The organism is Bacteroides sp. AR20 (assembly GCF_964250605.1).
GTDB classification, from domain to species: domain Bacteria; phylum Bacteroidota; class Bacteroidia; order Bacteroidales; family Bacteroidaceae; genus Bacteroides; species Bacteroides uniformis.
The window spans coordinates 81002-96170 of record NZ_CAXUGK010000019.1; the positions used below are offsets into that span (position 1 = coordinate 81002).

At 48.1% G+C, this 15169-nt stretch carries 7 protein-coding genes and 1 pseudogene; 5 read left to right on the plus strand and 3 right to left on the minus strand.

The features are described from left to right. Positions 1-15: 15 nt before the first annotated feature. From ACESTD_RS11360 to ACESTD_RS11370, 3 genes are all read right to left on the minus strand, one after another. Positions 16-4059 (minus strand): two-component regulator propeller domain-containing protein, encoded by a 4044-nt coding sequence (locus ACESTD_RS11360; protein ID WP_373158879.1) that lies wholly within the window; start codon positions 4057-4059, stop codon positions 16-18. 173 nt (positions 4060-4232) lie between these two features. Continuing rightward, a complete protein-coding gene (gene purL / locus ACESTD_RS11365) occupies positions 4233-7937 on the minus strand; it encodes a phosphoribosylformylglycinamidine synthase (RefSeq protein WP_195288676.1) in 3705 nt (1234 codons plus the stop codon). Positions 7938-8125: 188 nt separating this feature from the next. Continuing rightward, on the minus strand, positions 8126-10378 hold the full coding sequence (locus tag ACESTD_RS11370) for a family 20 glycosylhydrolase (protein WP_195288675.1): 2253 nt from the start codon (positions 10376-10378) through the stop codon (positions 8126-8128). A 140-nt stretch (positions 10379-10518) separates the two neighbouring features. On the opposite strand from ACESTD_RS11370, the gene ACESTD_RS11375 reads away from it, so the two are divergent. The 5 genes and pseudogenes from ACESTD_RS11375 to ACESTD_RS11395 all read left to right on the plus strand — a co-directional run. After that, complete coding sequence (locus ACESTD_RS11375; RefSeq protein ID WP_005826316.1) at positions 10519-11172, plus strand: LysE family translocator; 654 nt, start codon at positions 10519-10521, stop codon at positions 11170-11172. A 37-nt stretch (positions 11173-11209) separates the two neighbouring features. Next, positions 11210-11755: a DUF4924 family protein gene (locus ACESTD_RS11380; RefSeq protein WP_005826317.1), complete on the plus strand. Its 546-nt coding sequence runs from the start codon at positions 11210-11212 to the stop codon at positions 11753-11755. A gap of 60 nt (positions 11756-11815) precedes the next feature. After that, positions 11816-12670 (plus strand): dTDP-4-dehydrorhamnose reductase, encoded by an 855-nt coding sequence (gene rfbD, locus ACESTD_RS11385; protein ID WP_120172670.1) that lies wholly within the window; start codon positions 11816-11818, stop codon positions 12668-12670. 21 nt (positions 12671-12691) lie between these two features. After that, on the plus strand, positions 12692-14266 hold the full coding sequence (locus ACESTD_RS11390; RefSeq protein WP_117681327.1) for a peptide chain release factor 3: 1575 nt from the start codon (positions 12692-12694) through the stop codon (positions 14264-14266). A gap of 221 nt (positions 14267-14487) precedes the next feature. Further along, positions 14488-15089, plus strand: a pseudogene (locus ACESTD_RS11395) (hypothetical protein); the annotation flags it as partial. Positions 15090-15169: the final 80 nt, after the last annotated feature.

The window sequence follows — 15169 nt, forward strand, 5'->3', positions numbered from 1 at the left end:
TCAAAATGTTGTAATTTACTTTATTTCTTTATCATCTTTCCCTTCCTTCCCTCTCTTGGCATACTGGCTTGGGCTCATATTGAAATGTTTCTTGAATACTTCACGGAAATATTTCGCATCACTGAAACCGGTCAGCTCTGAAATCTCGGTGATGGTATGCTTTTGTTCTTTCAGAAGTTGGGCAGCATGTTTCAGTCGAATCAGCCGGATGTAGTCAGCCGGAGCTTGGTCGGTCAGTGCCTTTATCTTATTGTAGAAGCTGGTCCTACTCATATTCAGCAGGTTGCAGAGCACGTCGACGTTGAAGCTTGGGTTGTCCATATTGTCTTCGACGCTCTTTTTGACGGTTGCAATGAATTTCCAGTCCAAGTCGTTGGAGCAGTTGATGCAATCCGTATTGTTCTTCTCGTCGTTCAGGTCCAGGCTGGCATATTTGTGGTGCAACAGTGCCCGGTTAGTCAGCAGGTTGGCAATGTTTGCCCGCAATATACCGATATTGAAGGGTTTCACAATATATTCATCCGCTCCGCTTTGCAGTCCCTCGATGATATTCTTGTCGGTATTCAGTGCTGTGAGCAGGATGATGGGGATATGTGATGTCTCGATGTCGTTCTTCAGGATATGACACAATTCGTCTCCTCTCATTTCCGGCATCATAATGTCTGAAATGACGAGGTTGGGCATATACTCCTTGACAATGGTCAGTGCTTCTTTTCCATTGGAGCATACTTGTATGTTGTATTGTTCAGACAATGTTCTGCGCAGATATTCCCTTAATTCGTCATTGTCCTCTACAATAAGAATTTTCTGGTGGTTACTGTTGTTTTGTGACTGTTGCTGCGTCTTGTCGTAGATTCCACTGGAAGCAGGGGATGATGTAGTAGAGGCATTGATAGGCACTCCGGAAGCCGAATAAACAATCCGTTCGTTTTTGGGTTGAGGGCGTTGGATTGCTTTGCGGAAATGCTTGTTCCCTTTGGGAAACGTGATTTTGATGCAAGAGCCTTTCCCTTCCATGCTGCTGAAGTTGAGCTTTCCTTTATGTAAGCGTACAAGTTTCCCTACCAGAAGTAGTCCGATGCCGCTGCCGGTAACTTTGGAATTGATAGCATTACTGCCACGGAAATGCATCTTGAACAGCTTTTTCTGTTCTGAAGCCGGAATTCCGATACCGGTATCTTTCACCTCAATACTCCAGGTATCTTCTGTCTCGGAAGTAAAGACATGTACATTGCCGCCGTCCGGTGTATATTTCAGTGCGTTGGATATGATATTTTTCAAAATGGAATCCATCTTGTCCTTATCTAACCATACGTTCAGATAACGGAAGCTGCTTTCGTAGGTCAGGTTGATGTGTTTTATGTTTGCGTATGAACGGAAAGCATCGATCGTCTCTTCCATATATGTGCTCAGTTCGTATTCGGATACGTATAGACTTCCGGAATAGGTGTCTGCGCGCTCGAAATTAATAAGGTTGGTGGTCAGGCGCAACAAGGCATTTACGTTTCGCAGGGCTGTATTGATGTTGCTCTGTCCGCTGGAAGTCAGTTGCTCGCGTTCGGTGATTTCTTCCAAGGGTGCTTTGATGAGCGTCAGTGGAGTACGTATATCATGCGCCGTATTGACGAAGAAGCGTATTTTCTCATCGGATTCTTTCCGCTGTTTTCTCAAGACTATTATTCGTAGAGTGATGCTTGCAATGGATATGATAATCACTGCATAGAGTATCAGCGCCCAGAAACTGAGCCAGAGGGGTTGCTCGATAATGATGTCCATACTGCGTTCCTCCAGGACAATACGACGGTCTTCGTTGGAGATGGCACGTACGCGGAGGGTATAGTTGCCCGGACTCAGGTTGGTAAAACGGATGACGTTTTCCTCTCCCGGACGGCTCCAACCCTCATAGAAGCCTTCCAGTTTCCAGGAGTACAGAATTAGGGAAGGATAGTCATAGTTGATGTCTGAGACCTGCAATGAGAAGATGTTCTGGTTGTACTTCAAACGCAAGGTTTTTGTCTCGTCAATATCCAGAATAAGTGGAGAACCTTCATCCTTGGGATAAACGGTCTGATAGAATACCCGCAGGTCACTGAATACCATTTTGAACTTATAGTCGCGAGGCAGGATCATGTCTTTGTTGAATTCTATGGCTCCATCCGTACTGCCGAAAATGAAATTGCCGTTTTTCCTCAAGGTGCCTGAGGCTGCGTTGAAATGGTCAGACTTCAGTCCTTGTTCTTTGGTCCAGTTATGGAATGTCTCTTCGACAGGATAGAAGGTGGACAGACCGTGTTCTGTACTCAGAAAGATATTTCCTTTACCATCAGACAATAGTGTATAGATATTATTGGAAATCAAGGCGCAGTTGTCTCTATGATAATGTCTGAATGTGTTTTTGGTCGTATCATATACCAGTAAACCGGCATTGTTGGTACCGATATACAGCATTCCGTCGGAAGCTTGGCATAGGGAGTAGATGTAGTAGGATTCTACCGGCATCTGGATATAGGTATACTTACCGGTTGCTTTTTCCAACAGGTACAAGCCGGTGGAAGTGCCTATCCACATATGTGTGGAGTCTTTCTCTATGATGGCAGTGATACCATTCAAGCCCGGGAAATGGCGTATATTTTTTCTGGAATAATCTATTTCTTTTAAGTTATAATACCCTCCGGACCAGATGTTTCCTGAAGAATCTTTCATAATGGAACGGATATACTTGTCCGGCCGGATATTCAGATTACTGAATAAAGACGGAGTAAAGAACTCTGTGGACAGTAGTTTCTTGTTGATCTGGTAGATGCCGGAACTATATCCTCCGGCCCAGATGATGCCGGGCTCCACTTCGCACAATGAGATGAAGATATGGTTTTTACTATGGCTTGCGGTGTCGAAACTGCTGAGAAAAGAATGCCATTGTTTCGTCTTGCTATAATAAAGGCTGATGCCGTTATTGGTGGCAAACCATAAATCGCCGTCATGGTCTTCAATGATGGCATTTACCTGGTCATTGATGAGTGACTGTTTATTGCCGATAGAGTGTTTTATCCATTGATAATCGGCATATCGGTTGTTGCGTACAGTTATACCAATGGGATAATTAGCCATCCAGATGCGTTGTTCACTGTCAATGTAGATATCATTGATGGTATTTCCGTTCATTGAGTTGTACCGGTTATAGTCAGCAACAATGTATGGTATAGATTCATAGGTATCGGTATTCATTTTGTAGACACCGGCCCCGTCTGTAGCTATGAGGATTTCATTGTTATTGTAGGCACGGATACAGTTAATACTAACGTCCATCAGTCCGGATGGGATATGCATGACTTTGTGCTCATTCAGGTCATAGGTAAATATTCCCCGTTGGAAAGTACCGATAAAAACCTTGTGAGACGGTTTATGATAGTATAGTTCGTTGATTTGTATCTTCAAGGTGTCCAATTGGTTGCAGGGACTGAGGGTGAGGGTGTTGTTGGCCAGCTCAGCATAATGTATGCCGATGTCGGTCCCGATGAAGAAGTGGGTCGAATCAATCTGTGCGATATCAGTAATTCGTTCTCCTATTTCGTTTTGAATGAATGTCACCTTCTGGGTATTGCTGTCGTACAGATATAGAGCATCTTCATTGCAAAGCCATATTACGCTGTTGGCATCCACAAAACCGTAACTGATAGGGGTTGGACGTCCTTTCACTTCGCTTTCGGGTAGCTTGTATACCAGGACAAAACGGTCGTGTTTTGTATCATAGCGGAACACGCGTCCTTTCTTGCCAATTTCCCATATGGTTCCTTTGGAATCCACATAGAGCCAGTTCAGGTTCATCATGGAATTCACTTCCTCATCTCCATCCATCAGTTTGTACGGCTTGAATTCTTTTCCGTTGTATCGGTCGATGCCGTCGTGGGTAAGAAACCACATGTAACCTTTGGGTCCCTTTTGAATAGCATATACCCGTCTGTTGCTCAAACCGTCTTCCACACCGATGTATTTGTATGTTTGTGCAATGCCTATAATTGGCAATAATAGTAGTATGCAGAAAAAGAAGTACTTTTTCATAATTGTCGAGCGGTTTTTTTGAATGTTGTACTGAGGGAGAGTTGAAAATAAACACAAAAATAATGCTTTTGTTTGAGAAAAGCAAAAAAAGAAAGCGAAGAATAGAAATGTAACAAGCGCGGGATTATTCATAACCCGCGCTTGTTACATTTCTATAAAGAAGGAAGTTCAGCTCATTTTTTATTGGCTTCCACCCACTTGCGTGCATTGACAAATGCTTCTACCCAAGGAGTGATTTGGTCGCTGTTTACGTGGTCTGCGGGGTAGCAACCGTTCTGCCAGGGGAAGATGGCACGTTCCAAGTGGGGCATCATGGCCAGATGACGTCCGTCGGCACTTGCCAATCCGGCTATGGAATAATCTGAGCCGTTGGGGTTGGAAGGGTATTCGTCGTATGAGTATTTCAGCACGACGTTGTATTTGTCCTCGTCGTATGGCAAGGAGAATTTTCCTTCACCGTGAGCTACCCAGATACCCAGTTTGCTGCCACTCAGTGAGCCGAGCATTACGCTGCGGTTGGTGGGGACGGTAACACTGAGGAATCTGGATTCAAACTTGTGTGAGTCATTATGAAGCATCTTGCCGTTTTTCTTGTGCTCGGGATTGATAAGATTAAGTTCCATCATGAGCTGGCAGCCGTTGCAGACACCCAGTGAAAGCGTATCCTCGCGTGCATAATATTTGTCGAGCGCTTCTTTTGCTTTCGGATTGAAGAGGAAAGCACCTGCCCAACCCTTAGCAGAACCAAGAACGTCGGAGTTGGAGAAACCACCGCAGTAAACAATCATGTTTACATCTTCCAGCGTCTCGCGGCCGCTGATAAGGTCGGTCATGGTAACATCCTTCACATCGAAGCCTGCCAGATAGAGTGAGTAGGCCATTTCGCGTTCGCCGTTGGTTCCTTTTTCACGGATGATGGCGGCGCGTATACCTGACGGTGTACGGCGGTCCGGATTAATGCCGTATTGTGAGAACTTGCCTTTGAAGTCCGGCATGAAGGCGAATTCCACCGGTTGCATCTTGTAGTTTTCGAAACGCTTCTTGGAGCAGCCGTTCATGGACTGCTTACGGTCAAGGAGATAAGAAGTAGAGTACCATACATCACGCATATAGTCGATGCCAAACTGATAAGTAACATCGCCTTTTGATACAAGAATATGGCGTTCGTCTGTCGGTTTGCCGAGCTTCACGTAACCTACGCCTGCATCTTCCAGTATTTGCTTTACAGCTTCCTTGTGCTTGTCGCTCACCTGGATAACGATACCCGGGTTCTCTGCAAACAGAATCTTGATAAGGTCTTGCTCCTTGATTTTATCCAGGTTGATTTCCATACCGCCTTCCACATTGGCAAAGCACATTTCAAGCAGTGTAGTGATAAGACCACCGGCGGAAATATCATGTCCGGCAAGAATCAGTCCCTTGTTGACCAGTTCCTGCACGGCAAGGAAAGCATCGCGGAAGTATTCGGCATCCTGCACGCTGGGAACTTCGTCACCTACCTTGCCCAGGGTTTGAGCAAAGGCGGAACCGCCGAGTTTCAGGTTGTCGAAACTGAAGTCTATATGATAAATGGTAGTCTTTTCATTGTTAACCAGCACCGGAGATACGACTTTCTTGACGTCGGAAACTTCTCCACCGGCAGAAACAATTACCGTGCCCGGAGAAATTACTTTGCTGCCGTCGGGGTATTTCTGTGTCATGGAAAGAGAGTCTTTACCGGTCGGTACATTGATTTGCAGGGAACAGCAGAAGTCACTCAAGGCCTTTACTGCCGTGTACAGACGGGCATCTTCACCTTCTTGCGAACGGCAAGGCCACATCCAGTTGGCAGAAAGGGAAACGCTGTCCAGACCTTCGGCAAGCGGTGCCCAAACCAAGTTGGTCAATGCTTCGCTGACGGAAAGAACGGAGCCGGCTGCCGGGTCGGCAAGTGCCGCCTGGGGAGCATGGCCCAGAGAGGTTGCGATACCCTTTTCGCCGCGATAGTCCAAAGCTACCACACCACAATCGCTCAGAGGCAACTGCAATTCACCCTGGCACTGTTGGCGGGCAATCTTGCCTGTTACAGAACGGTCCACCTTGTTTGTTAACCAGTCTTTACAAGCCACAGCTTCCAGTTGGAGCACATTGGTGAGGTATTCGTGTAGTTGGGAAACTTCGTATTGGGGCATTTCGTAGTGACGTTCCACGGTCTTGTCCACCATATAGGTCTTGGGGGAAGAGCCGAACATCTGTTCTACGGCGAGGTCGAACGGACGTACACCGTCAGCTTGCTGGAAGGCAAAGCGATGGTCGCCGGTCGTTTCGCCGACTACGTACATCGGGGCACGCTCACGTTCGGCTACCTTGCGTACATGTTCGATGGCCTCTTCCTGAATCAGCAAGCCCATGCGTTCCTGGCTTTCGTTAGCAATGATTTCCTTGGCAGACAGAGTCGTGTCACCGATGGGCAACTTGCTCATGTCAATTAAACCGCCGCATTCCTCTACCAATTCAGACAGACAGTTTACATGTCCGGCAGAGCCGTGGTCGTGGATGGAAACCACCGGATTGGTCTCTTCCTCACAAAGTGCGCGTACCACGTTGTAGGCGCGTTTCTGCATTTCGGCGTTGGCGCGTTGCACGGCATTCAGCTCGATGCCACTGCTGTAGCGTCCGGTATCTACGGAAGATACGGAGCCGCCGCCCAAACCGATGCGATAATTGTCTCCACCGATGACAACCACTTTGTTGCCGGCTTCCGGTGTACCTTTCAAACAGTCACGCTGGGTACCGTAGCCTACGCCTCCGGCAAGCATAATCACTTTGTCGTAACCATAGACTTCATCTTTTTCCTTATGTTCGAAAGTGAGCACGGAACCGCAGATTAGCGGTTGGCCGAATTTGTTCCCGAAATCACTGGCACCATTGGAGGCTTTGATTAGTATTTGTTCGGGAGTTTGATACAGCCATTTGCGTACCGGCAGAATCTCTTCCCAGGGACGTCCTTCTTCCGTACGGGGGTAGGAGGTCATGTAAACGGCTGTTCCGGCAATCGGCCAAGAGCCCTTACCGCCGCCCATACGGTCGCGAATCTCACCGCCCGTACCGGTAGACGCACCGTTGAACGGTTCTACTGTTGTGGGAAAGTTATGTGTTTCCGCTTTCAGGGAGATGACACTCTTGATGTCTTTTACTTGGAAATAGTCGGGCTTGGAGTGGTCTGCCGGAGCAAACTGTTCGATAACCGGACCTTCGGCAAAGGCCACATTGTCTTTGTAGGCAGAGATAATCTTGTTGGGATTCTCTTGTGTGGTCTTCTTTATCATTTGGAAGAGTGAAGATTCCTGTTCCACTCCATCGATGATGAATGTTCCGCCGAAGATTTTGTGACGGCAGTGCTCGGAGTTGATTTGCGCGAAGCCGAATACTTCGGAGTCTGTCAGAGGGCGCCCGAGGTCTTTCTCTACCTTCTTGAGGTAATCCATTTCCTCTTTGGAAAGTGCCAGACCTTCCTTTTCATTGTATGCCTCCAGGTCTTCGATGTGTACAATCGGTTCCGGCTGCCGGTTGGTTGTAAATACATTCTGGTCCAGCCCCTTGTACATACGTTGCAGCATCGGGTCGTGGTCTGCGTTCTCATCTTTTACGGGGAAGTACTCTTCGATGCGTATGATGCCGTCCAGCCCCATATTCTGGGTGATTTCTACGGCGTTTGTACTCCAAGGAGTAATCATCTCACGGCGCGGGCCGACGAAATGTCCTTTCAGGTTGTCTTCACTTTCGGGGGTGGCTTCTCCAAAAAGCCAGCAGAGTTTGTCGCTGTCTGCCTGGGGGAGTTCATGATTACATTCTACGGCAATCACACTCTTGGATGGGGTTCTGAAAAAAAGAATCATAGTTATATTTACGATTTTACGATTTACGATTTTACGATTGAAGTTACTTCTTTGAGTATCTTCATCTTTTCTTCTTGGGGGCAAAGATACGTAAAATCGGTGGGGAGGAGAAAAAAAGGAAAACAAAAAACGCATGCAATTTTACTCGTATGCGTTTTTTGTTCTGTTTCATAAAAACCGGATGTGTGTTATTGTATGACGATTTCATCCGTAAATAAGAATTGCTTCTTCCCTTGTATGGCATGGAAGCGTACATATCGTGCCTCAGTGGGGGTGCCAATCCAGCCGAAATCACGGAATATCACGTCCTTTCCGGCCTCTTCCTCGCTGCAGATATCACTGCCCAGCAGGGTGAAGTTCTTGCCATCAACAGATGCCCATACTTCCACTTTGGCAGGGAGAAATACTTGTGGGGTACGGATTTGCATGAAGTTGGCCATGACCCGATGTATGGCGGTCACTTCGCCCAGGTCGATAATGGCATCCAAATCATTGGGGCAGAAGCCCTGCCATCGTCCGTCCATGTAGCTTTTGCCGCCGCGAAGTCCGTCGAGGAGACCGGCGTCACCGCCGCCTTTGTATACTTCTTTATGCTGATAGTATCTGCCGCCCGGTGCATAGGTTATCTTTTTGCCTATGCCCTTATGGTAGTCGGTGCGCAGGTGAAGGCTTTTTCCGATAGGCTTTTCTCCGTCGAAAAGGCGTGCGGTCAGCAATATGGAGTCTTTTACGGCAAACGGTTTCTTGTATAACTTGGAAGATACAGTCGGTTCGGAGCCGTCCGTTGTGTAGCGGATGTCAATCGGATGTTTTTCGGAGGTGAGGGACAGCATGATTTTTTTCTTGGCATAGTCAACGGTCTGGCTGGTCTGCACTTGTTCCGACAAGGTGAACGGGTTGTACCCTTTCGTCCGGATGTATCGTATTTCGTTGTTGATACGTCTCTTGAAACTCTCCGGATGCTTGTTCTCCATGGGAGTCCAGCCTACTTCTGCCAGAGCGATGATGCGTGGGTATATCATATATTCGGCATGTTCGTAAGTGGGCAGATATTCAGCCCATACATTGCCTTGCACGCCTAATATGTATTTGCAGATATCACTTCCCAATGAATCGGGAGCCGGGTCGTAGGAGTAGGTCTGTCCGATGGGGATGCAGGCGCCAAACGCCAGCGGCTGTGTCTCAGGGTCATCCTGGTAGTGGTCCAGATAGCAGTGGCTCTCCGGTGTCATGATGGCGTAATGCCCCATGCGGGCGGCGGCAATGCCACCCTCCGTACCCCGCCACGACATGACGGTTGCGTTGGGGGCCAGGCCTCCATCCAGTATCTCGTCCCAGCCGATGATTTCACGCCCTTTGTCGTTGAGGTACTTCTCTATGCGGACTATCATATAGCTTTGCAGCTCACTTTCATCTTTGAGCCCTTCTTCCTTCATGCGCTTCTGGCATTTGGGGCATGCCTTCCAGTGGCGTCTGCTGGCTTCATCACCTCCAATATGGATATACCGGGAAGGGAACAGCCGTATCACTTCATCCAGCACATCTTCGAAGAACTTGAAGGTCTCTTCGTTTCCGATACAGACTTCACCGGATGTATAAGGCTTGCCGGTACAGGACAGCTGTGGATAGGCTGCCAGTACTTCTCCCGAGTGTCCCGGCATTTCTATTTCGGGGATAACGGTGACATGCCTCAAGCGGGCATATTCCAGAACCTCACGTACATCCGCTTCCGTATAGTAGCCTCCATAGGCTCCTTCTTCATCCTTCTCGCAGAAGTGATGGTCATATTTCCCCCAATCCTGCAGATTGGCGGCTTTTCTCCAGGCTGCGAATTCTGTCAGGCGGGGATAGCCCGGAATCTCCAGCCGCCATCCGGCACCGTCGGTCAGATGCCAATGCAGGCGGTTGATTTTGTAGGTGGCTACCAGGTCTATTTGTTTCTTGACATAGTCCGTGTTAAAGAAGTGTCTTGAAACATCCAGGTGCAGCCCACGATAGGGGAATCTGGGTTCGTCCTTGATGGTCGTGACTGGCAGTTCCTTCCCGTTACGGGCAAGTTGTGCCAGGGTTTGCAGTCCATAGAAGGCACCTGCAGCGGAGGAGGCCTGAATGTTTACACCTTGTTTGCTGACTGTCAGGTTGTAGCCTTCGGCAGCGATTGGATTATCCGTTGCGTCCGTTATTTCTATCGTTACAAAAGGGTTCTTGTCGACAAGCTTCATGGGGATGGCAAAGTCCGGCAGATAGGCCAGCAGGTCATTCATGTCGGATTTCGCCAGATTGGTCGAGAAGGTTACCGTAGATGGCAGTTCTACTGTTTTTGACGTTGTTTGGGCATACTGCGGATATGGAACCACACCGAGTTCCTTGGGGGATTCGCATGCCGTCAGTAGTAAGACGGCCATGGAAACGAGTGTTAGAGTTTTTTTTATTCGTTTCATAAGGGGGTATTGTTAAGTTCGGAGGTAAATATACGGAATAATATGTAAAATGGATAATCTTTACTTCTTAAAATCCTTTTCCGTCGAAAAAACGTTAACACTATTCGTTCGTCTCATAAAAAAGTCCGATATTTGCAGCCATGATTCAGATAGAGACCATATTTGACATATTGTGGAAGGGGTTCATTATCGGCGTCATTGTGTCCGCGCCATTGGGTCCTGTAGGAGTATTGTGTATTCAGCGTACTTTGAATAAAGGACGGTGGTATGGTTTCGTAACGGGGATAGGAGCTTCGCTAAGCGATATTGCATATGCTTTGCTGACGGGCTACGGGATGAGTTTCGTTTTTGATTATGTCAACAAGAACATCTTTTACCTGCAACTTTTCGGAAGCATTCTTCTGTTGGCGTTTGGCGTTTATACGTTCCGCAGCAATCCGGTACAGTCCATCCGTCCGGTATCCATCAACAAGGGTTCCTATTTTCATAACTTCATAACGGCGTTTGCCGTCACGCTTTCCAATCCTCTGATTATATTCCTTTTTGTAGGCCTTTTCGCCCGCTTCGCTTTTGTAAGTGAGGGAGTGCTGGTATTCGAGGCCGTTACCGGATACTTGGCCATCGCATTGGGCGCTTTGGCATGGTGGTTTGGCATTACCTTTTTTGTCAATAAAGTCCGTACACAATTCAACTTGCGTGGCATCTGGATGCTGAACCGTATTATCGGGAGCATTGTCATTGTGGTGTCTGTGGTGGGATTGGTGTTTACGCTGATGGGTGAATCGCTGTATTGAGTGGGAAGGTGAAAAATCATAATTCATACATTTTATCGTGAAGATTGCGCAACAACTGAAAGAAAAGAATATAGCCGAATACCTTATATATATGTGGCAGGTGGAGGATTTGCTCCGTGCCAACGGCTGTGACATAGACCGGATACGCCAGAACATCATTTTGCGCTATCCGGAGGAGGAACGGCCTGCGTTGGAAGAATGGTATGGAAATCTGGCAGATATGATGCGTGCGGAAGGCGTAACGGAAAAAGGACATCTGCAAATCAACCGGAATGTCATTCTGAACCTGACGGAGCTGCATGGCGAATTGCTGGCTTCTACGAAATATCCGTTCTATAATGCGGCTTATTTCAAGGCACTGCCTTTTATCGTGGAGCTGCGCCAGAAGAGCGGCCGGAAAGAGGAGCCTGAGGTAGACACTTGTTTCGAGGCACTTTATGGAGTGCTGCTGTTGCGCTTGCAGAAGAAGGAAATCAGTCAGGGCACGGCAAAGGCTATGGAGGCCATCAGCGGTTTCGTCTCGTTGCTTGCCAACTATTATGACAAGGAGAAGCGGGGAGAATTGGAGTTGATGGATAATTGATAATTATGGAGGAAAATATTGTTCATCGTAACATTCTATATATAAGTGTAACTTTATTAAATGAATATTCTGATAACCGGTGCCAACGGTCAACTTGGCAATGAAATGCGAGTGTTGTCGAAAGAAAACGGACAACATGCTTATTTTTTCACTGACGTGCAGGAATTGGACATTTGCGACGAACAATCTGTGCATGGGTTTGTGAAGGACAACCGGATAGATGTAATCGTGAATTGCGCCGCTTATACGGCTGTAGACAAGGCGGAAGACAATCAGGAGCTTTGCGACAAGCTGAACCATGTCGCTCCGGGCTATCTGGCTGCCGCTGCCGAAGCTTGCGGTGCTGCATTGATACAAGTGTCTACCGACTATGTTTTTGACGGAACCGGACACACCCCCTATACGGAAGAGGCGGCTACTTGTCCCAATTCAGTATATGGTTTTACCAAACTGGCGGGTGAGCAGGCGGTGATGAAGTATTGCAGCCGTGCCATGATCATCCGTACGGCGTGGCTCTATTCCATTTATGGAAATAATTTTGTGAAGACGATGCTCCGTTTGGGACGCGAGCGCGAGACACTGGGAGTTGTATTCGACCAGATAGGTACGCCGACATACGCCAATGATTTGGCACGCGCCATCTTTGCGGCTATCAGCCAGGGAATCGTGCCCGGCATCTATCACTTCAGCAACGAGGGAGTCTGCTCGTGGTATGATTTTACGTTGGCTATCCATCGTCTGGCAGGTATCAAGAGCTGCAAGGTAAGTCCGCTGCATACGGACGAATTCCCTGCCAAGGCACCGCGTCCGCATTATTCTGTGTTGGACAAGACAAAGATAAAGAAGACATTCGGCATCGATATACCCCATTGGGAGGCGAGCCTTGCCGTCTGCATGAAGAATTTGGAAGAGTGATTATTACTGACTAATTGATATATGGCCAATAACAACGAAATAGAGAGACGGAGAACGTTTGCGATTATTGCGCATCCGGATGCCGGTAAGACATCATTGACCGAGAAGCTGTTGCTTTTTGGTGGACAAATCCAGGTGGCGGGTGCCGTAAAGAGCAATAAGATAAAGAAGACGGCAACGTCGGACTGGATGGATATTGAAAAACAGCGTGGTATTTCCGTTACCACTTCTGTAATGGAGTTCGACTACCATGACTACAAGGTCAACATCCTTGATACTCCGGGTCACCAGGACTTTGCTGAAGATACCTACCGCACGCTGACGGCTGTGGACAGTGTTATCATCGTGGTGGACGGTGCGAAAGGTGTGGAAACGCAGACACGCAAGCTGATGGAGGTCTGCCGTATGCGTAATACGCCGGTGATTATCTTCATCAACAAGATGGACCGTGAAGCCAAAGACCCGTTCGACCTGCTGGACGAGCTGGAGGAGGAACTGCACATCCACGTGCGTCCCTTGACGTGGCCTATCGAGAGCGGTGTCCGTTTCAAGGGTGTCTACAATATCTACGAGCATAACCTCAACCTCTACCAGCCCAGCAAGCAGGTAGTGACGGAGAAGGTGGAAGTGGACATCCATACCGAGGAGCTGGACAACCAGATTGGCGCCCAACTGGCCGACAAGCTGCGCGGAGAATTGGAACTGATAGACGGTGTTTACCCCGAATTCGATAAGGAGGAATATTTGAAAGGAGAGCTTGCTCCCGTATTCTTCGGTTCGGCACTGAATAATTTCGGTGTGCAGGAACTGCTGGATTGCTTTGTGGAGATTGCTCCCAGTCCCCGTCCCGTGAAGGCGGAAGAACGTGAGGTGGAGCCGGAAGAACCTAAATTTACCGGATTCATCTTCAAGATAACCGCCAATATTGACCCGAATCACCGTTCATGTATCGCTTTCTGCAAAATCTGCTCCGGCAAGTTTGTACGCAATGCCCCGTACTTGCATGTACGTCATGGCAAGACGATGCGTTTCTCGTCGCCTACGCAGTTCATGGCGCAGCGCAAGACAACTGTCGATGAGGCTTGGGCGGGAGATATTATCGGCCTGCCGGATAACGGTACGTTCAAGATTGGCGATACGCTGACCGAAGGCGAGGCGCTCCACTTCAAGGGACTTCCGAGCTTCTCGCCGGAGATGTTCAAGTACATTGAGAATGCCGACCCGATGAAGCAGAAACAGCTTGCCAAGGGTGTCGACCAGTTGATGGACGAAGGTGTGGCGCAGTTGTTCGTCAACCAGTTCAACGGGCGTAAGATTATCGGTACGGTGGGGCAGTTGCAGTTCGAGGTCATCCAGTATCGTCTGGAGAACGAATACAGTGCGAAGTGCCGTTGGGAACCGCTCAGTCTGTATAAAGCCTGCTGGATTGAGAGCGATGATGCGGCTGAACTGGAAGCCTTCAAGAAGCGCAAATACCAGTATATGGCGAAAGACCGCGAGGGTAGGGATGTGTTCCTGGCGGACAGCGGATATGTGTTGCAGATGGCGCAGATGGACTTCAAGCATATCAAGTTCCACTTTACGAGCGAGTTCTAAGCTATACGATTTTTGCTGACTCACGGCTATAAATGATGCAAGTCGAAGAAAAAGAGGAGGTACAAAGTAATGAAAAACTTTGTACCTCTTTATTTATTGTGGGAAGAAAGTGTTACCTTTGTTTCTGTAACGATTAATATGCATTGATTATGAAAACTGTTGAAGTAAGCTCGTTCCTTACCGATTTTACACCTTACTCATTATAAACACAAAATTTCAAGATGAAACATACCTCCCTTTTTCTCCTGCTGATTCTCCTTCTGGGGCTGACAGCCTGCTCGAAACCTGCCGATAGAACTTTGATGGACTACGAACAGTCCCTTTCTCATGCTGACTCGTTGGTGCAATGCGGTGCTGTCGACAGTGCCCGGGCCGTCCGCCTGATTTCCGGTTTGCACCGTGAGTATAATCAGATAAAGGAGCTTTCCGATGGCAGGCATGTGCGGCTGAAGCCGGTCAGTGGTTACGAACGTTTTTTCTGGGGAGTGTTTTCTGTGATTATGTTCAGCATTTCCGGTGCTATGCTGTTCAGCCTTATCCGTTTCAAGAAAGAACGTAGTCCCGTAACTATCTTGTCACCCTGAGTGAAAACGAACAGCGCTTGCGCAACAATGAACGCGAGCGCGAGGAACTGGAAGAGTGCCTGAAGGAGATGTCGCTGACCGACGAAGAGCGCGAAGAAGTGCATAGCTCGCTGATGAACCTCATGGAACATGGCAGCCGTCTGGATAAGGAAAACGAGTCACTCCGTGCCCGTCTCAAGGAGTATGAAGACAACCCTGTGCCTCGCGAACTGGAACTGTTGAGGAAAGAGGGCGAGCGTGTCTGTAGCTAACACTTGAAAAGGGACCCGGGTAGCATTTGAAACGTGTACCACCCGATAGGTTTTGCAAAGTTAATTAA